19 protein-coding genes are annotated in these 21174 nt (G+C 71.9%); 10 read left to right on the top strand and 9 right to left on the bottom strand.

Annotated elements, in window-relative coordinates; all coding sequences use genetic code 11:
* Positions 1-192 precede the first annotated feature (192 nt).
* The 3 genes from purN (at position 193) to GA0070621_RS19590 (ending at position 3040) form a co-directional block, all read left to right on the top strand.
* Positions 193-813 carry a phosphoribosylglycinamide formyltransferase gene (gene purN, locus GA0070621_RS19600; protein WP_091198029.1) on the top strand — a complete coding sequence of 207 codons (621 nt, stop codon included), beginning with the start codon at positions 193-195 and terminating at the stop codon, positions 811-813.
* The gene (gene purH / locus GA0070621_RS19595) at positions 810-2381 is read left to right on the top strand and encodes a bifunctional phosphoribosylaminoimidazolecarboxamide formyltransferase/IMP cyclohydrolase (RefSeq protein WP_091198027.1); all 1572 of its coding nucleotides are present in this window, start codon (positions 810-812) and stop codon (positions 2379-2381) included. Before purN ends, purH begins: the two co-directional genes overlap by 4 nt.
* A gap of 257 nt (positions 2382-2638) precedes the next feature.
* On the top strand, positions 2639-3040 hold the full coding sequence (locus GA0070621_RS19590; protein WP_091198024.1) for a hypothetical protein: 402 nt from the start codon (positions 2639-2641) through the stop codon (positions 3038-3040).
* A gap of 438 nt (positions 3041-3478) precedes the next feature.
* Here GA0070621_RS19590 and GA0070621_RS19585 read toward each other — a convergent pair whose 3' ends face one another.
* The 5 genes from GA0070621_RS19585 to GA0070621_RS19565 form a co-directional block, all read right to left on the bottom strand.
* Positions 3479-4507 carry an ABC transporter ATP-binding protein gene (locus tag GA0070621_RS19585; protein ID WP_091198021.1) on the bottom strand — a complete coding sequence of 343 codons (1029 nt, stop codon included), beginning with the start codon at positions 4505-4507 and terminating at the stop codon, positions 3479-3481.
* Positions 4491-5528 (bottom strand): ABC transporter ATP-binding protein, encoded by a 1038-nt coding sequence (locus tag GA0070621_RS19580; protein WP_091198018.1) that lies wholly within the window; start codon positions 5526-5528, stop codon positions 4491-4493. The genes GA0070621_RS19585 and GA0070621_RS19580 overlap by 17 nt, the downstream gene beginning before the upstream one ends.
* A 5-nt stretch (positions 5529-5533) precedes the next feature.
* A complete protein-coding gene (locus tag GA0070621_RS19575) occupies positions 5534-6439 on the bottom strand; it encodes an ABC transporter permease (RefSeq protein ID WP_091198015.1) in 906 nt (301 codons plus the stop codon).
* Entirely contained in the window at positions 6432-7370 is a 939-nt protein-coding gene (locus GA0070621_RS19570; RefSeq protein ID WP_091198013.1) for an ABC transporter permease, read from the bottom strand. The genes GA0070621_RS19575 and GA0070621_RS19570 overlap by 8 nt, the downstream gene beginning before the upstream one ends.
* Before the next feature lie 88 nt (positions 7371-7458).
* Entirely contained in the window at positions 7459-9060 is a 1602-nt protein-coding gene (locus tag GA0070621_RS19565; protein WP_091198010.1) for a peptide ABC transporter substrate-binding protein, read from the bottom strand.
* A gap of 416 nt (positions 9061-9476) precedes the next feature.
* Here GA0070621_RS19565 and GA0070621_RS19560 point away from each other — a divergent pair, with 416 nt between their 5' ends.
* Both GA0070621_RS19560 and mdh read left to right on the top strand, forming a co-directional pair.
* Complete coding sequence (locus tag GA0070621_RS19560; protein WP_091198007.1) at positions 9477-10340, top strand: bifunctional methylenetetrahydrofolate dehydrogenase/methenyltetrahydrofolate cyclohydrolase; 864 nt, start codon at positions 9477-9479, stop codon at positions 10338-10340.
* Positions 10341-10443: 103 nt separating this feature from the next.
* Positions 10444-11394 (top strand): malate dehydrogenase, encoded by a 951-nt coding sequence (gene mdh, locus GA0070621_RS19555; RefSeq protein ID WP_091198004.1) that lies wholly within the window; start codon positions 10444-10446, stop codon positions 11392-11394.
* Between the two features lie 67 nt (positions 11395-11461).
* Here the strand turns inward: mdh and GA0070621_RS19550 are convergent, their stop codons facing one another.
* Positions 11462-12247 (bottom strand): TetR/AcrR family transcriptional regulator, encoded by a 786-nt coding sequence (locus GA0070621_RS19550; RefSeq protein ID WP_091198002.1) that lies wholly within the window; start codon positions 12245-12247, stop codon positions 11462-11464.
* A gap of 85 nt (positions 12248-12332) precedes the next feature.
* Here GA0070621_RS19550 and GA0070621_RS19545 point away from each other — a divergent pair, with 85 nt between their 5' ends.
* Positions 12333-12731, top strand: a complete 399-nt coding sequence (locus tag GA0070621_RS19545) for a VOC family protein (protein WP_091197999.1) — start codon at positions 12333-12335, stop codon at positions 12729-12731.
* 170 nt (positions 12732-12901) lie between these two features.
* On the top strand, positions 12902-14119 hold the full coding sequence (locus GA0070621_RS19540) for an NADP-dependent isocitrate dehydrogenase (RefSeq protein ID WP_091197996.1): 1218 nt from the start codon (positions 12902-12904) through the stop codon (positions 14117-14119).
* A 271-nt stretch (positions 14120-14390) separates the two neighbouring features.
* On the opposite strand, the gene galT is transcribed toward GA0070621_RS19540, so the two are convergent.
* The 3 genes from galT to cysC all read right to left on the bottom strand — a co-directional run bounded on the left by galT (position 14391) and on the right by cysC (position 17928).
* On the bottom strand, positions 14391-15467 hold the full coding sequence (gene galT, locus GA0070621_RS19535; protein ID WP_091197993.1) for a galactose-1-phosphate uridylyltransferase: 1077 nt from the start codon (positions 15465-15467) through the stop codon (positions 14391-14393).
* The gene (locus GA0070621_RS19530) at positions 15464-16252 is read right to left on the bottom strand and encodes a DeoR/GlpR family DNA-binding transcription regulator (RefSeq protein ID WP_091197991.1); all 789 of its coding nucleotides are present in this window, start codon (positions 16250-16252) and stop codon (positions 15464-15466) included. The genes galT and GA0070621_RS19530 overlap by 4 nt, the downstream gene beginning before the upstream one ends.
* Positions 16253-16398: 146 nt before the next feature.
* Positions 16399-17928 (bottom strand): adenylyl-sulfate kinase, encoded by a 1530-nt coding sequence (gene cysC / locus GA0070621_RS19525; RefSeq protein ID WP_091197988.1) that lies wholly within the window; start codon positions 17926-17928, stop codon positions 16399-16401.
* Between the two features lie 494 nt (positions 17929-18422).
* Between cysC and GA0070621_RS19520 the strand changes: the two genes are divergently transcribed.
* From GA0070621_RS19520 to GA0070621_RS19510, 3 genes are read left to right on the top strand one after another with little or no spacing between them, the layout of a single operon-like run.
* Complete coding sequence (locus GA0070621_RS19520; RefSeq protein WP_091197987.1) at positions 18423-19337, top strand: ABC transporter ATP-binding protein; 915 nt, start codon at positions 18423-18425, stop codon at positions 19335-19337.
* Positions 19330-20211 carry an ABC transporter permease gene (locus GA0070621_RS19515; protein ID WP_091197985.1) on the top strand — a complete coding sequence of 294 codons (882 nt, stop codon included), beginning with the start codon at positions 19330-19332 and terminating at the stop codon, positions 20209-20211. The genes GA0070621_RS19520 and GA0070621_RS19515 overlap by 8 nt, the downstream gene beginning before the upstream one ends.
* Positions 20208-21167 (top strand): ABC transporter ATP-binding protein, encoded by a 960-nt coding sequence (locus GA0070621_RS19510; protein WP_091197984.1) that lies wholly within the window; start codon positions 20208-20210, stop codon positions 21165-21167. Before GA0070621_RS19515 ends, GA0070621_RS19510 begins: the two co-directional genes overlap by 4 nt.
* Positions 21168-21174: the final 7 nt, after the last annotated feature.

Raw genomic sequence — 21174 nt, 5'->3', positions numbered from 1 at the left:
TCTGCCGATCATCATGCCGCCCAGCACCGGGACGTCACGGGCCCGGAACCAAGGTCACGATGCCGACGCCGGGCCGGGCGTACGCCTGGCACCGGGAGACGGCAGCGTATCGTGCCGGCGCCACCCCGAGATCACCCGCGGACGCCGCCGCCCGGCAATTGGACGCTCCGACCTGCCCGATAGGGTGGCCGGGTGACCGAGCCCGCGTCCGTCGCCCGCCTCGTCGTCCTCGTCTCCGGCTCCGGCAGCAACCTCCAGGAGCTGCTGGACGCCACCGCCGACCCGGGATACGGCGCGCGGGTGGTGGCCGTGGGCGCCGACCGCGACGGGATCGCCGGCCTGGACCGGGCCGTCGCGGCCGGGGTGCCGACCTTCGTCGAGCGGCTGAAGGACCATCCGTCCCGCGAGGACTGGGACGCCGCGCTCACCGCCCGCGTCGCGGAGCACCGGCCCGACCTGGTGATCAGCGCCGGTTTCCTGAAGCTGGTCGGCCCGCGCTTCCTGGCCGCGTTCGACGACCGCTACCTGAACACCCACAACACCCTGCTGCCGGCGTTCCCCGGCATCCACGGCCCCCGGGACGCCCTCGCCTACGGCGTGAAGGTCACCGGTGCCACCCTGTTCTTCGTCGACGCCGGGATGGACACCGGCCCGATCGTCGCCCAGGTCGCCGTTCCGGTGCTCGACGACGACGACGAGGAGACGCTTACCGAGCGCATCAAGGAGGCCGAGCGGCGCCAGCTCGTGGAGCAGGTCGGTCGGCTGGTCCGTGAAGGTTGGACGATCACCGGCAGAAAGGTCACGGTTCCGTGAGCACCATTGAGGACGCGCGCCGCCCGATCCGGCGGGCGCTGGTCAGCGTCTACGACAAGACCGGCCTGGTCGAACTGGCCCGGGCCCTGCACGAGGCCGGGGTGGAGATCGTCTCGACCGGCAGCACAGCGGCGACGATCTCCGGCGCGGGCGTGCCGGTGACCCCGGTCGAGCAGGTGACCGGCTTCCCGGAGATCCTCGACGGGCGGGTGAAGACCCTGCACCCGAAGATCCATGGTGGCCTCCTCGCCGACCTGCGCAAGGACGCACACGTCGCCCAACTCGCCGAGCACGGCATCGCCGGCATCGACCTGCTGGTCTCCAACCTCTACCCGTTCCAGGCCACGGTCGCCTCCGGCGCGAGCCAGGACGAGTGCGTCGAGCAGATCGACATCGGCGGTCCGGCGATGGTCCGGGCCGCGGCCAAGAACCACGCCTCGGTCGCCGTGGTGACCGATCCGGCGGCGTATCCGGCCCTGCTGGCCGCGCTCACCGAGGGCGGCTTCACCCTGGCCCAGCGCCGGGCGCTCGCCGCCCGGGCGTTCGCCGACATCGCCGAGTACGACGTGGCCGTCGCCGAGTGGTTCGCGGCCGGCCTGGCGGAGGCGGCGGACGGGTGGCCGGAGTTCGCGGGCCTGGCGCTGCGCCGGCAGGCCGTGCTGCGCTACGGCGAGAATCCGCACCAGGCCGCCGCCCTCTACGCCGACCCGGCCAGCCCGGCCGGCCTGGCCCAGGCGGAGCAGCTGCACGGCAAGGAGATGTCGTACAACAACTACGTCGACGCGGACGCCGCGTGGCGGGCCGCGAACGACTTCCCCGGGCAGCCGGCGGTGGCGATCATCAAGCACGCCAACCCGTGCGGCATCGCGGTCGGGGCGGATGTGGCCGAGGCGCACCGCCGGGCGCACGCCTGTGACCCGGTCTCCGCGTACGGCGGGGTGATCGCGGTCAACCGGCCGGTCTCGGTCGAGCTGGCCCGGCAGGTCGCGGAGATCTTCACCGAGGTGCTGGTGGCTCCGGGCTTCGAGCCCGGCGCTGTCGAGATCCTTCAGGCGAAGAAGAACATCCGGCTGCTGCACGCCCCGGAGTTCGACCCGCTGCCGGCGGAGTGGCGGCAGGTCACCGGTGGCGTGCTGGTGCAGCTGCGGGACCGGGTCGACGCCGAGGGCGACGACCCGGCCAACTGGCGGCTGGCCGCCGGCGAGGCCGCCGACGAGGCGACCCTGCGTGACCTCGGGTTCGCCTGGCGCGCGGTCCGTGCGGTGAAGAGCAACGCGATTCTGCTGGCGAAGGACGGTGCCACCGTCGGCGTCGGGATGGGCCAGGTGAACCGGGTCGACTCGGCGCGGCTCGCGGTCAGCCGGGCGGGCGCCGACCGGGCCCGTGGGTCGGTCTGCGCCTCGGACGCCTTCTTCCCGTTCGCCGACGGCCCGAAGATCCTCATCGAGGCCGGGGTCCGGGCGATCGTCCAGCCGGGCGGGTCGATCCGCGACGACGAGACCATCGCCGCCTGCAAGGAGGCCGGCGTGACGATGTACCTCACCGGCACCCGGCACTTCTTCCACTGAGCGGTCCCGACGGGGGCGCGGCCGACGGCCGCGCCCCCGTCGCACGTGCTGTCGCCCCCAGCCGGGGCGCTGTCACGTCGGGGGCGCTGACCAGCCGTAGGGACGACGCGCTGCCATTGCTCGTCCCGGAATGTTGTTGCTAGCGTGGCCTCGGCAGCAAAGCGATCGACCCTTCCCGTTCTCCTCGCGGTCGGCTCCCGCCCGTGGCCCTCGCGCCGCGCGCCGGAGCGGCTCCCTCCTACCGACAGGTCCGCCCCATGCGCGTGCTCGAACGGTTGACCGCCGTCGTCGCGCTGGCGCTCGTCCTGGTCGGTCTGGGTGCGCCCACCCGCGCGGAGACCCCTGGGCCCGGCGCGGTGGTCACCGCCACGCCGGTCCGTCCCGCCCCTCCCCCCGGCGACCCCCGAGTCGTCGTGGCGTGCCTCGCGCACCTCGACGCTCCGTCGGACGCGCGGACGGAACTTTCCGGCGTAAACCGTGGTGACCACCGCGCCGGCGTCGTACTCACCGACGGACCGGACGATCTCCTCCCGGCCGTGCCCGTGCGTGTCGGTGGCCCGCCCGACCAGGCCGTGGCCCCGCCCCGCTACCGGTCGCCGGCCGTGCCGCTGCCGCCGCGCGGCACCCTGCCCACCCGGGCCCCGCCGCCCGCCGGCTGATCCTTTCCGCGCGGCCTGCCGCGCGTGCCGCCCGCGGCGGCCTCGGCCACCGACCCGGCCGCCTTCTGACGCACGCCCGCGCCACCAACCGGCAGCGGCTGGGCTCCGGCCTACCGCTGACCGTGGCGTTCGACCTGTCCCAGCTCTGATCGCCGAAGGCCGGCCGGCCCTCGGCCGCGACCACGGGCCCCGCCCCCATTCCTCCGGGGGCGGGGCCCGTCTCGCGTCTACCCCGCACCGTCGGGCGGCCGTCGGCCGGGGGCGGGCTACCTCACCGTCCCCTGTCGAGCTGGCATCACAAACGAATCGCGGCGCTTGTGATGCGTCTGCGACATCAGCTCGAAAGGCGACGAGGAATCTGTCCTCCGCGCTGCGACGAGAGCAGCAGGGACCGCCGCAGCGGCCGACCCGGACGGGACGACCGCTGCGGGTGCCAGGTCAGGCGGTGGGGCGCACCTCGGCGAAGTGGCAGGCCGAGGGGTGCGGGTCCGCCGCGCGCAGCACCGCGAACGGCTCCCGGGTGGCGCAGATGTCCTGCGCCTTCCAGCAGCGGGTGCGGAACCGGCAGCCCGTCGGCGGGTCGGCCGGGCTCGGCACGTCGCCGGTCAGTCGGATGATCTTCCGATCGGCCCGGGCGTCCGGGTCGGGCACCGGCACCGCCGAGAGCAGCGCCTGGGTGTACGGGTGCGTCGCCCGTTCGTAGATCTCGTCCTCGGTGCCGATCTCCACGACCTTGCCCAGGTACATCACCGCGACCCGGTCGGAGATGTGCCGGACCACCGACAGGTCGTGCGCGATGAAGATGTACGACAGCCCGAACTCGTCCTGGAGCTGCTCCAGCAGGTTGATCACCTGGGCCTGGATCGACACGTCCAGGGCGGACACCGGCTCGTCGCAGACGATGATCTCGGGCCGCAGGGCGAGCGCCCGGGCGATGCCGATGCGCTGCCGCTGGCCGCCGGAGAACTGGTGCGGGTAGCGGTTGACGTGCTCGGGGTTGAGCCCCACCACGTCCAGCAGCTCCTGCACCCGTCGCCGCTTGCTGCCCTTCGGCGCCGCCTCGGGGTGGATGTCGAAGGGCTCGCCGATGATGTCGCCGACCGTCATCCGGGGGTTGAGCGAGGTGTACGGGTCCTGCATCACCATCTGCATGTTGCGGCGCATCCGGCGCAGCTCCGCGCCGGAGGACCTGAACAGGTCCTTCCCCTCCAGCGAGGCCCGCCCGGCGGTCGGCTTCTCCAGTCGCATCAGCAGCCGGGCCAGGGTGGACTTGCCGCAGCCGGACTCGCCGACCACGCCGAGCGTCTCGCCGCGGCGCAGCTCGAAGCTGACCCCGTCGACCGCCTTGACCGCGCCGACCTGCTTCTTGAACAGCACGCCCTGGGTGATCGGGAAATGCTTGACCAGGTTGTCGACGGAGAGGATCGTCTCGCCGCGGACCTTGGTCGGGCTAGCGATCGGTGTCATCACGGACCTCCTGGGCGAAGTGGCACGCGCTGGTCCGGCCCGCGCCGAGGGCCAGCTCGGGTGGCACCTCGTCCACGCAGACCTGCTGCGCGTACGGGCACCGGGGGTGGAACGGGCAGCCGGAGGGGATGCGCATCAGGTTCGGCGGCAGTCCCTTGATCGTCGACAACGCCTGGCCGCGTACGTCGAGCCGTGGGATCGACGCCAGCAGTCCCTTGGTGTACGGGTGGGCCGGCGTCCGGTACAGCGAGCGCACGTCGGCGTGCTCGACGATCCGGCCGGCGTACATGACGGCGATCCGGTCCGCGACCCCGGCGACCACGCCGAGGTCGTGGGTGATCAGGATCATCGCCATGTTCAGGTCGCGACGCAGGTCGGCCAGCAGGTCCATGATCTGGGCCTGCACGGTGACGTCCAGCGCGGTGGTCGGCTCGTCGGCGATGAGCACCTTCGGGTTCAGGGCGAGCGCCATGGCGATCATGACGCGCTGCCGCATGCCGCCGGAGAACTGGTGCGGGTAGTCGCCGAGCCGCCTCGCCGCGGCCGGGATCTTGACCAGGTCCATCAGCTCGACGGCGCGGCGGCGGGCGTCGGCGCGGGACATCCCCTCGCGCTGGCGGAGCGTCTCACCGATCTGCCAGCCGACCGGGAAGACCGGGTTCAGCGCGGAGAGGGCGTCCTGGAAGATCATCGCGATCTCCTTGCCGCGCACCTGTCGGCGCTGCTCCTCCGACCGGGTCAGCAGGTCCTGGCCCTGGTAGAGGATCTGGCCGGAGCGGATGTGCGCCGGCGGGGTGTCGAGGATGCCCATGATCGCCTGGGCGGTCACGGACTTCCCGGAGCCGGACTCGCCGAGCACGGCCAGGGTCTCGCCCGGGTCGAGGTGGTAGGACACCCCGTTGATCACCTTGGCCACGCCCTCGTGGGTGCGGAACTCGATGTGCAGGTCCCGTACCTCGAGCAGGTGACCACCCGGCGGGGTGGGCGTGGCCGGCACCGGCCGGACAGCGGACTGGGTCATGGGTCTCACCGCAGCTTCGGGTCGAAGGCGTCGCGGATCGCGTCGCCGAGCATGATGAAGGCGAGGACGGTCAGCGCGAGGAAGGCGGAGGGTACGACCAGCGGGGTCGCCGCCTCGCGCATGTGCACCCGGCCGGCGTCGATGTCGATGCCCCACGAGATGGTCGGGGCCTTGAGACCGATGCCGAGGAAGCTCAGCGTCGCCTCGGCGGCGATGAACGAGCCGAGCGCGATGGTGAGCACCACGATCGCCGGCGCGAGCGCGTTCGGCAGGATGTGCCGGAACATGATCCGACCGTTGCCGGCGCCGAGCATCCGGGCCGCGGCGACGTAGTCCTGCTCCTTGGCCGTGATCACCGAGGCGCGGACCACCCGGGCCGCGGTGGTCCAGCCCAGCGCCGCCAGTACGAAGATCACCGCGGCGATCCGGACCGTGGAGCTGTCGCTGTGCACCCGCTTGAGCAGCACGATCGCGGCGAGCAGCAGCGGGATGCCGAGCACGATGTCGATCACGCGGGAGAGCGCCGCGTCGACCCAGCCGCCGAAGTAGCCGGCGAACATCCCGACGGTCAGCGCGATCAGGCCGGTGAAGAGCGCGGAGAGCGCGCCGACGAGCAGCGAGGCGCGGGCCCCGTAGACCGCCCGGGAGTACGTGTCGCAGCCCTGGAAGTCGTACCCGAAGATGGCCCCGCCGGACGGTCCGGTGTGCTGCCGGGAGAGCACGCAGTCGCGCGGGTCGTTGCTGGTGAACAGCGATGGGAAGGCGGCCATCGCGGCGACCAGCACGACCAGGGTCAGGCTGATCCAGAAGATCGGATTGCGACGCAGGTCGCGCCAGGCGTCCCCGGCCAGGCTCCGCGCCTTCTGTGGCGCGTCGGCCTGCTTCTCGGCCACTGTCTGGATGTCACTCATAGCGGATCCTCGGGTCGAGTACGGCGTACAGGACGTCCACCACCAGGTTGGAGACGAGGTAGACCACGACCAGCACGCTGACGATGCCCACCACCAGGGGGCCGTCCTCGGTGCGGATGCCGCGGAAGAGGTTGAAGCCGACACCGGGGATGTTGAACACGCCCTCGGTGATGATCGCGCCGCTCATCAGGTTGCCCAGCTCGACACCGAGAAAGGTGATCACCGGGATGAGCGAGTTGCGCAGCACGTGCACGCTGACGATCCGGCGCTTGACCAGGCCCTTCGACCGGGCGGTACGCACATAGTCGGCGCGCAGGTTCTCCGCCACCGAGGTCCGGGTAAGTCGCAGCGCGGTGGCCAGCGAGAGCGAGCCGAGCACGATGCCGGGCAGCAGCAGCGCGTACAGGCTCGGTTCGGCGCCGGCGGTCGGCGGGAAGAGCTGCCACTTCACGCCGAGCAGGAACTGGGCCAGCGGGGCGAGCACGATGGTGGGGATGCCGAGCACCAGCAGGGTGAGCACCAGCGTCGAGTTGTCGAAGATGCTGGCCCGCCGGATGCCGGCGATCACGCCCGCGGTGACGCCGATGACGACCGTGACGACCATGGCGATCAGCGCGAGCCGGATGGTGACCGGCCAGGCGGTGGCGAGGATGTCGCCGATCTGCCGGCCGGTCAGCGACTGCCCGAGGTCGCCCTGGAGCAGGTTCTTGAGGTAGTCGAAGTAGCGGTAGAAGAAGCCACCCACGCCGGTGGCGTCGAGGTGGTACTTCTCGGTCAGATATGCCCGCTGGGCCGCGGTGACGGGTCGTTCCCCCGCGAGCGCCTGGATGGGGTCGCCCTGGCCGGCGAACATCAGCGCGTAGACGATCAGCGTGGTCCCGAAGAACGCGAGAACCATCTGGAGCAGTCGCCGCAGAATGAAGCGGAACATCCTGAAGTCTCTCTGGAGGGGGCGGAAGGTACGCCGCTCGCGCGGGTCGGGCCACCCGGCGTGGGTGGCCCGACCCGGCGTACGGGTGTTACTTGACGGCCTCGATCTTCAGCAGGTTGACCCGGTCGAACAGGTCCACCTCGACGTTCTTGACCTTGGTGGAGTGGCCGTAGTTGTTCTGGCCGAACCGGAGCGGGATCACCGGCATGTCCTTGGCCAGGAGGTCCTCCGCCGCCTGGTACTTCTTGATCGCCTCGTCCTCGGTCGGGGCGCTGGCGCCCTCGGCGAGCAGCTTGTCGAACTTCGGGTTGCTGTAGCCGTAGTAGTTCGACGAGCCGTTGGTGCTGTACAGCGGGCCGAGGTAGTTCTCCATGGACGGGTAGTCCATGACCCAGCCCATCCGGAACAGGCCGACCGGCTGCTTCTGCTTGAGCTTGGTCAGCAGGTCCGCGAACTTCGGCTCGGCGGTGCCGACGCACTCCACGCCCAGGTTGGCCTTGAGCTGGTTGCAGGTGGCGTCGATCCAGTCCTTGTGGCCACCGTCGCCGTTGTACGACAGCTCGATCTTCTTCGGGCCGCCCGCGGCGTCGTACAGGGCCTTGGCCTTGGCCGGGTCGAACTCACCGGACGCGCCGATGGTGTTCTCCCGGTAGCCGGCGACCACCGGCGAGACGAACGAGCGGGCCGGCTGCTGCGAGCCCTTGAAGATCGACTTGGTGATCTCGTCCCGGTCGATCGCCATCGAGATGGCCTTGCGCACGTCGGGGTTGCTGAACTCCTTCTGGAAGGTCGGGAAGGCCAGCACCTGGAGCGAGGAGGCCGGGCTCTGCTGGAACCGGTCGCCGAGGTCGGCGGCGGCGGTCGACAGGTTCTCGGTCGGGATGCTCTTGATCACGTCGAGGTTGTCCGACAGCACGTCCGCGTACGCGGCGGTCGGCTGCTGGTAGATCCGGAACTCGACGCCGGCCACCTTCGGCTGCTGGCCGGGGAAGGCGTCGTACTTCTCGACCTCGACCTTGGCGTCGTGCTGCCAGGTGCCCTTCATCTTGAACGGGCCCTGGCCGATCGGCGCCTGCTCGTAGCCCTCGGCGAGCACGCCAGGGGCGGAGAAGGCCGCCTTGGGCAGCGGGTAGAAGGCCGTGTAGCCGAGCATGGCCTTGAAGTCGACGTACGGCTCGGAGAGCGTCACGGTGAAGGTCAGGTCGTCGACCTTCTTCAGCCCGCTCAGCGTCTTGGCCTTCGGAGTCTCGCCCTGGAGGTCGTCGTAGCCGGCGATCTTCTCGAAGAAGTAGCTGGAGTTCTGGCCGTTGGGGCCGTACGCGCCGTAGTTCCAGGCGTCGATGTAGTTGTCGGCGGTGACCGCCTCGCCGTTGTGGAAGGTGTAGCCGGGCTTCAGCTTGATCGTCCAGACCTTGTTGTCCGACGACGTCACCGAGTCGGCCGCCACCTCGTACGGCTTGTTCGCCTCGTCGTAGTCGACGAGCGGGCTGAACAGCGCGGCCAGCACCTGCGAGCCGCTCGTCTCGTTGGTGTTGGTCGGCACCAGGTGCTGCGGCTCGGCGATCTCGATCCGGACGGCCGCGTTGGGGTCGCTCTTGCCGCCGCTGCCGCCGCCCGAGCCGCAGGCCACCAGGCCCAGGGTCACCGCGAGCGGGAGAGCGGTCCAGGCGGCGAGCCTACGAACACGCATTGAGTCTCCTCATCTCCTCACGCTGCGCAGTCAGGCCCGGCGTTGGGTAACGCTGCGCAACGATCGGCAACGGTAGGTCGTCGCGGGCCGTTTCGGCAACGAGACCGTTGCGATGTGGTAACGGAGTGCGCCCCCCGGTCTTGGCCCAGAGGCGGACCTCTGTTATAGGGGTGTAGGTGAAAGAGCTGCTCATTGCCGCTTTTGGGGATTGGCGGGACGCGCCCGAGGGCCGCCCTCGACGCCTTCGCGCGCTTGCCGGCCGGCCGTCCGCTGCGCCCCGGTTGATCATCTGGTGTCCGTCTCACCATGTGGCGCGATACACACTTCTGTGACAGTGAGTGACGAACAACACGTCACAGAGGGTCACCGTTTGCTGTCGTCGTTCGGGCGGCCGTGCGACGTGAGACGATCCAGGCGTGACGGCGATCATCCTGGACGGCAAGGCGACGGCGGCGGAGATCAAGGACGAGCTGCGGACGCGGGTCAAGGCGCTGGCGGAGCGCGGGACCATCCCGGGGCTGGGCACGGTCCTGGTCGGCGCCGACCCCGGCTCCCAGGCGTACGTCAACGGCAAGCACCGCGACTGCGCCGAGGTGGGCATCGCCTCGATCCGTCGCGAGCTGCCCGCCGACGCCACCCAGGAGCAGTTGGACGCCGTCCTCGCCGAGCTGAACGCCGACCCGGCCTGCCACGGCTACATCGTCCAGCTGCCGCTGCCGGCCCACCTGGACACCCAGCGGGCGCTGGAGATGATCGACCCCGAGAAGGACGCCGACGGCCTGCACCCGGTCAACCTGGGCCGCCTGGTGCTCGGCTACGACGCCCCGCTGCCCTGCACCCCGCGCGGCATCGTCGAACTGCTCCGCCGGCACGACGTCGCGCTGCGCGGCGCCAAGGTGGCCCTGATCGGCCGGGGCAACACCGTCGGCCGGCCGCTCGGCCTGCTGCTCACCCGGCGCAGCGAGAACGCCACCGTGACGCTGTGCCACACCGGCACGCTGGACCTGGCCGAGCAGACCCGGGCCGCCGACATCGTCATCGTCGCGGCCGGCGTGCCGGGCCTGCTCACCGCCGACATGATCACGCCTGGCGCGACGGTCGTCGATGTCGGCATCACCCGGGTGATCGGCGCGGACGGCAAGGGCCGCTACACCGGCGACGTCGACCCCGAGGTGGCCGAGGTGGCCGGCAAGCTGGTGCCGATGCCGGGCGGCGTCGGGCCGATGACCCGGGCCATGCTCCTGACCAATGTGGTGGAGCGCGCCGAGCGGCAGATGTGACCGACCACCCAACCGCGTCATAACCGTCCGCCCCTGGCCCGATCGGTGCCAGGATGGCTGATACGGTCCGGAAAACCGACTGGTAGCAGGGAGTGGGACGACCATGGGTAAGAAGGTCACTGTCGTCGGGGCCGGCTTCTACGGCTCCACCACCGCGCAGCGCCTGGCCGAGTACGACGTCTTCGACACCGTCGTGATCACCGACATCGTCGAGGGCAAGCCGGCGGGTCTCGCGCTGGACCTCAACCAGTCGCGCCCGGTCGAGGGCTTCGAGACCAAGGTCGTCGGCGTCACCACCGGCGCGAACGGCGAGGGCTACGAGGCCATCGAGGGCTCGGACGTCGTGGTCATCACCGCCGGCCTGCCGCGTAAGCCGGGGATGAGCCGGATGGACCTGCTGGAGACCAACGCCAAGATCGTCCGTCAGGTCTCCGAGAACGTCGCCAAGTACGCCCCGAACGCCGTCGTCATCGTGGTGTCCAACCCGCTGGACGAGATGACCGCGCTGGCCCAGATCGCCACCCAGTTCCCGCGCAACCGGGTGCTCGGCCAGGCCGGCATGCTGGACACGGCCCGGTTCACCAACTTCGTCGCCGAGGCGCTGAGCGTGCCGGTGAAGTCGGTGAAGACGCTGACCCTGGGCTCGCACGGCGACACCATGGTCCCGGTCCCGTCGAAGAGCACCGTGGACGGCAAGCCGCTGCGTGAGGTCATGCCGGCCGAGCAGATCGAGGAGCTGGTCGTCAAGACCCGCAACGGGGGCGCCGAGGTCGTCGCGCTGCTCAAGACCGGCTCCGCGTACTACGCCCCGTCGGCCGCCGCCGCCCGGATGGCCAGGGCCGTGGCCGAGGACTCCGGCGAGGTCATGCCGGTCTGCGCCTGGGTCGACGGCGAGTACGGCATCTCCGGCGTCTACCTGGGCGTCGAGGCCGCGATCGGCGCCGAGGGCGTCAAGCGGGTCGTCGAGACCGACCTGGACGCCGACGAGCTGGCCAGCCTGAAGGAGGCCGCCGAGGCGGTCCGCGCCAAGCAGTCCGACATCGCCAACATGTGATCTCCGCTCCGCCCGAAGCGCCCCGCGACCACTCGTCGCGGGGCGCTTTCGCGTCCGGCCCCCATGGTCAATCGGCCTCGCCGGCGCGGCTTCGGGCGCCGTCGATCAGGACGCCCAGGCCGTCGAGGACCCGGGCCAGTCCGAACTCGTACGCGCGATCCGGGCTGTAGGCGGCGTTCTGGGCGGCTCCCGCCGCGGCGCCCACCCGGACGGCGGTGGGGTACCGCTGCTCGTCGAGGACCCGGCCGAGCAGCGGGGCGTTCGCCGCCCACCACTCCTCGTCGCTCCACGCGGTCTCCCGGCGCGTGAGTCGTGCCTCGGCCGCCGCGCGGGCCGCGGCCCGGACGAAGTCGAGGACGTAGGTCAACGCCGCGTCCCGTCCGACGTCATCGAGGCCGGTGCCGTCGAAGGCGCGCAGCTCGTACTCGTACTTGGCCATCATGCCCGGGCCTAGCGGCGGCCGGCCGGTGGCGACCTCGGCGGCCCAGGGGTGGGCGGTGAACAGCTCCCGGTTGTCCCCGGCGAGCGCCGCCACCCGTACCCGCCAGGGCTCGCCGGACCGGTCGGGCCGGGGCATCCGGGCGTAGCTGGCGTCCAGCATCAGGTCGAGTAACTCGGCCTTGCCCGGAACGTACGTGTAGAGGCTCATCGGCGCCACGCCGACCGCCTGGGCGACCGCCCGCATGGTCAGCGCGTCCAGCCCGTCGGTGTCCGCCAGGTCGATCGCGGCCAGGACGATGTCGTCCAGCGAGCGGCCCGGGCGCGGACCCCGCCGGGGGCCCTCGTCGGGCTGCCGCCAGAGCAGTCGCAGGGTGCGGGCCGGATCGCCGGCTCCGCTGCGGTGGTTGGGCACCCGCCGATCCTCTCAGGCGAAAATGCCGTACGCAGTACGATGTACAATGTACGGAGTATTCGCCCCCGACTCCAGGGAGTCCCACGTGCAGATCACCGCCTCCGCCGTCTCGCTCAACGTCGCCGACGTGGCGGCCTCGGCCGCGTTCGTCCAGCGGCACTTCGGTTTCCGGCAGGAGATGGAGGCCGACGGGTTCGTCTCGCTGGCCCGCGAGGGCGTCGGCTTCAACCTGGTCTTCCTGCGTACCGGGTTGGCCCTCCTCCAGCCCGAGGACCTGCGCGGGCAGCGGGCCGAGGGCCTGATCGTCGCCTTCGTGGTGGACGACGTCGACGCCGAGTGCGCCCGGCTCCAGGCCGCCGGCGTGGCGATCACGACCCCGCTCCAGACCGAGCCCTGGGGGGAGCGGTTCTTCCAGGTGACCGACCCGAACGGGGTGATCTTCCAGCTGGTCCAGTGGGTGCACGCCCCGGCCGAGGCCGGCTGATCCGGCCCGCGCCGTTTCCCGTGGTGCCGGCGACCGGGCGGTGACCGTGATAGACCCGACCGTGTGCGTCGCCGGCATCCGGGAAGGGTGAGGGTGGCTGGGGAGCGCCGGTCAGTTTCCAGTACGCTCGTACTGCTTGAGCACGTGTCCCCCGAGAGGAGCGCCGGCCGATGGCGAAGATCAAGGTAAACAACCCGGTCGTGGAACTCGACGGCGACGAGATGACCCGGATCATCTGGAAGCAGATCCGGGAGCAGCTGATCCTGCCGTACCTCGACGTCGACCTGCACTACTACGACCTGTCGATCCAGTACCGCGACGAGACCGACGACCAGGTCACCATCGACGCCGCCAACGCCATCAAGGAGCACGGCGTCGGCGTCAAGTGCGCCACCATCACCCCGGACGAGGCCCGGGTGGAGGAGTTCGGCCTGAAGAAGATGTGGCGGTCGCCGAACGGCACCATCCGCAACATCCTCGGCGGCGTCGTCTTCCGCGAGCCGATCATCATGTCGAACGTGCCACGGCTCGTTCCCGGCTGGACCAAGCCGATCATCATCGGCCGGCACGCGCACGGCGACCAGTACAAGGCCACCGACTTCGTCGTCCCCGGCCCGGGCACGGTGACCATCACCTACACCCCGGCCGACGGCGGCGCCCCGATGGAGATGGAGGTCGCCAACTTCCCGGGCGGCGGCGTCGCCATGGGCATGTACAACTTCGACGAGTCGATCCGGGACTTCGCCCGCGCCTCGATGCGCTACGGCCTGGACCGCGGCTACCCGGTCTACCTGTCGACCAAGAACACCATCCTCAAGGCGTACGACGGCCGGTTCAAGGACATCTTCGCCGAGGTGTTCGAGAACGAGTTCAAGTCAGAGTTCGAGGCCGCCGGCATCACCTACGAGCACCGGCTGATCGACGACATGGTCGCCGCCGCGCTCAAGTGGGAGGGTGGCTTCGTCTGGGCCTGCAAGAACTACGACGGTGACGTGCAGTCCGACACCGTCGCCCAGGGCTTCGGCTCGCTCGGCCTGATGACCTCCGTGCTGATGACCCCGGACGGCCGTACCGTCGAGGCCGAGGCCGCGCACGGCACGGTCACCCGGCACTACCGGCAGTACCAGAAGGGCGAGAAGACCTCGACCAACCCGATCGCGTCGATCTACGCCTGGACCCGGGGCCTGGCCCACCGGGGCAAGCTGGACGGCACCCCGGCGGTCACCGAGTTCGCCAACACGCTGGAGCAGGTCATCATCTCCACCGTCGAGGGTGGCCAGATGACCAAGGACCTCGCGCTGCTCATCTCGCGCGACGCCCCGTGGCTGACCACCGACGAGTTCATGAACGCGCTCGACGAGAACCTGGCCCGCAAGCTCGCGGCCTGATCCCGCCCACGCGTACGCACGGAGCCCGTCGGCCGGTGTCGGCGGGCTCCGTCGTCTCCGTCGGCCGCGTCACCGCAGGTGGAACGCCTCGTTGAACAGGGTGGACGGGGCGCAAGTCCCGCCCAGGAAGGTTGACCGCGTCGCCTCGCGGCATGAGTGCCGACCAGCCAGCCTTCCCGGCTGTCGCGCACAGCCAGCCGTCCCTTCCCTTGCGGGGGGCCCTGTCCCGGGCCCCCCGCGCCCTGTTCCCGGGCGTTTTGAGGCACCGGGCCTACGAGGCGGCGCGGAGCAGTTCGGCGGCGCGTTCGGGGGCGATGTCGTTGATGAACGCGCCCATGGCCGACTCGGATCCGGCCAGGTACTTCAGCTTGTCCCGGGCCCGCCGGACGCTGAACAGCCGCAGGTGCAGGTGCCCCAACTCGCGGTCGATCCGCACCGGCGCCTGGTACCAGGCCGCGACGTACGGCATCGGCAGGTCGAACAGCCCGTCGAAGCGGCGCAGCACGTCCAGGTAGAGCGGCCCGAAGGCGTCCCGCTCGGCGTCGTCCAGCGCCGGGATGTCCGGCACCGGCCGGTGCGGGGCCACGTGCACCTCGAACGGCCACCGGGCCGCCGCCGGCACGTACGCCGTCCAGTGCCCGTTGCTCGCCACCACCCGGTCCCCGGCGGCACGCTCGGCGGCGAGCACGTCCGCGTACAGGTTGCCGCCCGTGCGCTCGGCGTGCCGGCGGGCGGCGGCGAGCATCACGCGGGTCCGGGGCGTCACGAACGGGTACGCGTAGATCTGGCCGTGCGGGTGGTGCAGCGTCACGCCGATCTCCACGCCCCGGTTCTCGAACGGGAAGACCTGCTCCACCCCGGGCAGCCGGTTGAGGGTGCTGGTCCGGTCGGCGAGCGCGTCCAGCACGGTCCGCACCCGCCGTGGCGAGAGGCCGGCGAACGAGGCGTGGTGGTCGTCGGTGAAGCAGACCACCTCGCACCGGCCGTGCCCCGGGCGTGCCGGGGTGAACGGGGTGATCTCGGCCGGCTCCGCGGCGACCCGTTGGCTCAGCGACGGGAAGCGGTTCTCGAAGACGGCCACGTCGTAGTCGGGGGCGGGGATCTCGCTGAGCCGCCCGTCCCGGGACGGGCAGAGCGGGCACTGGTCGGCCGGAGGCAGGAAGGTGCGGGTCTGCCGGTGCACCGCCACCGCCACCCACTCGTCGGTGAGCGGGTCGTACCGGAGCTGGGACGCCTGCGGCGGCGGGGGCAGCTCGCGGCGGTCCGGCTGGTCACGGACCGCGTCGTCCCGCTCGTCGAAGTAGATCAACTCGCGGCCGTCGGCCAGCTCGATCCGCGTACGCCTCACTGCGCCCCCTCGGTGCCCGGCACGACCACCAGCTCGCCCACCCGCTCCGCCAGCGCCCGGCGCGCGTCCGGCGCCAGCCGGTCGTCGGTGACCAGCACGTCCGCGGCGTCCAGTCCGACGATCGAGGAGATGCCGACCGTGCCCCACTTGGTGTGGTCGGCGAGCACCACCAGCCGGTCGGCCGCGGCCACCAGGGCCCGGTTCGTGTCGGCCTCCATGAGGTTCGGGGTGGTGAACCCGGCGCGTTCGCTGATCCCGTGCACGCCGAGGAAGAGCAGGTCGAGGTGGAGCGCCCCGAGCGCGGCCACGGCCAGCGGGCCGACCAGCGCGTCCGAGGGGGTACGCACACCACCGGTGAGCACCACGGTCTGGTCCGGCCGGCCGCCGACGTGCAGGATCTCGGCCACCGGCAGTGAGTTCGTCACCACGGTCAGCCCCGGCACGTCGACCAGCCGGCGGGCCAGCTCGGCGGTGGTCGTGCCGGCGGAGAGGGCGATCGCGGCGCCGGGGCGGACGAGCCGCGCGGCGCGGTCGGCGATCGCCGCCTTCTCAGCGGACTGCCGGACCGACTTGGCGCGGAACCCGGGCTCGTCGGTCGAGCCGGGGCCGGCGACGGTCGCCCCGCCGTGCACCTTGGCCAGCACGCCCCGCTCGTGCAGCGTCTCCAGGTCACGCCGGATGGTCATGTCGGAGACGCCGAACTCGGCGGCCAGTTCGGTGACCCGTACGCCCCCGGCGGCACGGACCCGTTCCAGGATGGCCGCCTGCCGCTGCCGCGCCAGCATCCGCCGTCACCTCCGCTACCACGACCACGTCTCCACGCGGTCGAACGTGTTCCAACAAAGGCGAACACTAGCGCCCAGGCAGACGCGACGGAAGGAAGGGGGTGCGGGGCAGGTCCCCGCGGTCCGGACCGAAGGGCGGGGGACGATCAGGCGGACTGGAGGCGGGGCTCCACCCAGCCGCTCTCGGTCAGGTGCTCCATCACCCGCTGGACCGCCTCCTCGACGGACATGTCGGTGGTGTCCACCACCAGGTCGGCGTCGGTCGGCTCCTCGTACGGGTCGTCGATGCCGGTCATCCCGGTGAGCAGGCCGGCGCGGGCCCGCGCGTACAGGCCCTTGCGGTCGCGCTGCTCGCACACCTCCAGCGGGGTCGCGACGTGGACCAGCAGGAAGCCCGCCCCGGCGGCGTGCGCCATCTCCCGGGCGATGGCCCGGGCCGCCGCGTACGGGGCGATCGGGCAGCAGATGCCGACTCCCCGGTGCCGGGCGATCTCGGCGGCCACCCAACCGATCCGGCGTACGTTGGCGTCCCGGTCGGCCTTGCTGAAGCCCAGCCCGGCGGAGAGTTCCCGGCGCACCACGTCGCCGTCGAGCAGGGTGATGCTTCGGTCGCCGCCCTCGCGCAGCAGGTCGGCCAGGCCCCGGGCGATGGTCGACTTGCCGGAGCCGGAAAGGCCGGTCAGGAAGACCACCAGGCCCCGGTGCCGGCGCGGCGGACGGGCCCGGGCCAGCTCCTTGGCCACCGCCGGCGGGGTGTGCCACTCGGGCAGCGGGAAGCCCCGGTCGAGCAGGTCGTCGACCTCGTCCTGGCTGAGCGCCAGCCGTCGGTTGCGCGGCGGAATGTCCTCCCGCCAGCGCCACTGCCCGTCCCGGTTGTCGTACGCCAGCTCCCGGGGCACCAGCACCCGCAGCCCGGCCCCGGAGAGCATCCCCTCGGTGGAGAGCAGGTGGGTCACCCCGTACGCGGCGGCGACCCGGGCCCGGAGCAGGGCGTCGCTGATCTCGTCGGGCCGCCTGGCCAGCGGCACCGCCACCAGGGTCGCCGGGGGCATCCGGTCGCGGGCGGCGAACACGGTGCGGACCAGCGCCTCGGACGGCAGCCCGCCGGCGCCCTCGTCGCCCACCGGGATCATCACCAGCAGGTGTGCGCCCAACGTGCGAGCGGCGTGCGCGATCTGCGCGAGCTGTGGCCGGTGCAGCGGCCGGTCGGCGAAGACGCCGAGCACCCGACCCGGCGGCAGCAGCGCCTTGACCTCCTCGGGGCTGCGCCGCAGCCGCTGGAACGGCCCGTGGCCGCCGTCGCCGAGCCGGCGTACCGCGCCGCCGACGCCCACCATTCCCTCGCGGACCGGCCAGACGTCGGTCACGTCCATCGCGGCCACCGGGGCGCCCTCGCCGTCGGTGAGCACCAGCGCCCGGCGCAGCGGCTCGTCCAGCTCCAGCGCGTGAACGATCGCCGTTGGCACCTGGAGGGTCACCGGCACCGGCCACAACGTGCCGTCGGCCAGCCGGCCGCGCCGGTTCAGCGCGGCCAGGTCGGCCCGGGTCATGAAACCGGTCAGCGGGGTGTACGCCCCGGTCAGCAGTAACTCCAGATCGGCCAGCTCACCGGTGCGAGGCGCGTACGCCGGCGCGTCCCGCAGCACGTCCTCGGGCAGCACCCACCCGTTGCTCATCAATCCCCCAACTCACCGGCCGGCACACAGTTTCGCAGCCGGCCGGGCTCCGGTCGAGAGCGCCACTCCACCTCGCGGCCACCACCCGTTGGCGCGGCCGTCGCCGGTCCCGGTCGCCGGGCGGCGGACGGCGAGGCGGCGCCGAACGACCCCGTCCAGCGTACGCACCCGGTGGAGGCGCTGGTCAGCCCGTTCCGATCGGTCCCGGCCGGGATCTGCCGCGGCCAATCGCCCCGGTCCCTCGGGAGCGCGTCGAGGGCGCCGGGGCGACCGCCGTCGTGGCCGAGCCACCCGGACGGCTGGTTGGAACCGGCTGGTCGGTCAGCCCGACCTGAAGATCCGGACCAGCCGCGGTCCGCCCCGACCGGTCGGCGTGTGCCGGCCCGCGTCGACCGCCCCCGACCGGCGCGTGCCGACCCGTCCGGGCGGAATCAGGGGCATCCCCGAGCGTTTCCTGATACCCAGGCCGGCCTCCACTTCCTACGCTGAGCGTCGTGACACTGCTCGCGACCGAGTCGCTGACCAAGACGTACGGAGGCCGGGTCACCGCGTTGGCCGACCTCACGGTGTCGGTCGAGCCGGGGATCATCGGGCTGGTCGGTGCCAACGGCGCCGGCAAGTCGACCCTGATCAAGATCCTGCTGGGCCTGCTCGCCCCGACCAGTGGCCGGGTCTCCGTGCTCGGCCTCGACCCCACCACCGACCCGGCGGCGGTCCGCGCCCGGGTCGGCTACATGCCCGAACACGATGCCCTCCCGCCCGACCTCTCCGCCGCCGAACTGGTCACCCACCTGGGTCGGATCAGCGGCCTGCCGCGGACGGCCGCGCGGGAGCGGGCCTCCGAGGCGCTGCGCCACGTCGGCCTGCACGAGGAGCGGCACCGGGCCGTCGGTGGCTACTCCACCGGCATGAAGCAGCGGGTGAAGCTGGCCCAGGCACTGGTGCACGACCCCGACCTGCTGCTGCTCGACGAGCCCACCAACGGCCTCGACCCGGCCGGCCGGGACGCCATGCTCGCCCTGATCCACCGGATCGGCACTGAGTTCGGCATCTCCGTGGTGGTCTGCTCGCACCTGCTCGGCGAGGTGGAACGGATCTGCGACACCCTGGTCGCCATCGACGGCGGCCGGCTGCTGCGCGCCGACCGGGTCGCCGCGATGACCTCCGCCACCGACGTGCTCGCCGTCGAGGTCAGCGAGGGTACGGAGGATCTGGCCGCCCGGCTCGCCGCGCTGAACCTGCCGGTGTCCCGGGAGGGCCGGCTGCTGCTCGTCCCGCTCGCCGACGACGCCACGTACGACCTGATCCTCGGCGCGGTCGCCGAGCTGGACCTGCCGCTGCACCGGCTCGACCAGCGGCGGCACCGGGTGGCCGAACTCTTCGCCACGAGGGAGCCCAGCCATGTCTGAGCCGACCGGCGTCATCCACGACATCGGATACCAGCGTTACACCGGCCCCCGGCTGGGCCGCCGGCACGTCTTCGGCGCGCTCTACCTGCACGGGCTGCGGACCGCGTTCGGCCTCGGCCGGTCCGCCAAGGCGAAGATCTTCCCCTGGCTGGTGGTCGGCATCGTGGTGGTGGTCGCCGCCGGGCTGACCGCGGTACGCACCCAGACCGGCCAGGTCGTCATGACGTACGCCCAGTTCGCCGACGCGATGAGCTGGCTGGTCATCTTCTTCGTCGCGGTGGTCGGGCCGGAGCTGGTCTCCCGCGACCTGCGCAGCGGGGTGCTGCCGCTCTACTTCTCCCGGCCGCTGCCCCGCGGCGACTACGCGCTGGCCAAGCTCGGCGCGCTGGCCTCCGCGCTCTGGCTGCTGCTCGGCGCGCCGCAGCTGGTGATGTTCCTCGGCGCGGCGTTCACCACCAAGACCGGGATGCGCGGGGTCTGGGACGAGCTGCTCGACCTGCTGCCCGGCCTGCTCTACGCGGCCCTGTGGGCGGTGGTCTTCGCCTCGGTCGGGCTGCTCATCGCCTCGCTCACCGGCAAGCGGGCGTTCGCGGCCGGCGGCATCGTGGCGGCGTTCCTGATGACCACCCCGATCGTCGGCACCCTGTCGATCATGCCGTCCCGGGCGGTCAACGAGCTGGCCATGCTCGGCTCGCCGTCCACCCTGGTCCAGGCCGTCGGCGTCTACACCCTGGGCGACCGGCTGGTTCCCGGCGCACGAGCGGAACAGATGATCGGCGGTTTCGGCCCGGTCTACCTGGCCGTGGCCGTCCTGCTGGTGGCCGGCTGCGTCGCCCTGCTGTTGCTGCGATACCGGAAGGTGGCCGCCCGATGACCACGATCAGCGTCGGCCCGCAGGCGGCGGCCCCGACCACGCCCGCGTCCACCCTCGACCTCGCCGGGGTCTCCCGCTGGTACGGCAACGTGGTGGCGGTCAACGACGTCACCATGCGGCTCGGGCCCGGGGTGACCGGCCTGCTCGGGCCGAACGGCGCGGGGAAGACCACCCTGCTGCACATGATGGCCGGTTTCCTCGCCCCGTCCCGGGGCGCGGTCACCCTCGACGGGGAGCCGACCTGGCGCAACCCGGGCGTCTACCGTCACCTCGGCCTGGTCAGCGAGCGGGAGGCGGTGCACGCCTTCCTCTCCGCGTACGAGTTCGTGCTGGCCAGCGCGAAGCTGCACCGGCTGCCCGACCCGGAGGCGGCGGCCCGCCGGGCCATCGACCTGGTCGAGATGGCGGACGCGCAGGACCGGCGGATCGGCACGTACTCCAAGGGCATGCGGCAGCGCACCCGGGTGGCCGCCGCGCTGGTCCACGACCCGCAGGTGCTGCTGCTCGACGAGCCGTTCAACGGCATGGACCCGCGGCAGCGGCTGCACATGATGGATCTGCTGCACCGCCTCGGCGACGCTGGCCGGACCATCCTGTTCAGCTCGCACATCCTGGAGGAGGTCGAGCAGGTCTCCGGCACCGTGCAGGTGATGGTCGCCGGCCGGCTCGCCGCCTCCGGCGACTACCGGACCATCCGCCGGCTGATGACCAACCGGCCGCACGTCTTCGCGGTGCGCTCCACCGACGACCGGGCGCTCGCGGTCGCGCTGATCGCCGAGCAGTCGGTGACCGGGGTGGAGCTGGGCCGTGACGGGCTCACCGTCCGGGCCGGCGACTACGGCGCCTTCACCCGGGCGCTGCCCAAGATCGCGTTGGCCCGGGGCGTCCGGGTCCGGTCGCTGACGCCCGAGGACGAATCCCTGGAGAGCGTCTTCTCCTACCTGGTCGGGAGCTGACCGGTGA

This window comes from Micromonospora narathiwatensis, assembly GCF_900089605.1.
Classification (GTDB): domain Bacteria; phylum Actinomycetota; class Actinomycetes; order Mycobacteriales; family Micromonosporaceae; genus Micromonospora; species Micromonospora narathiwatensis.
The sequence above is the reverse complement of the archived record's forward strand: the minus strand, read 5'-3'. Positions and strand labels throughout refer to the sequence as shown.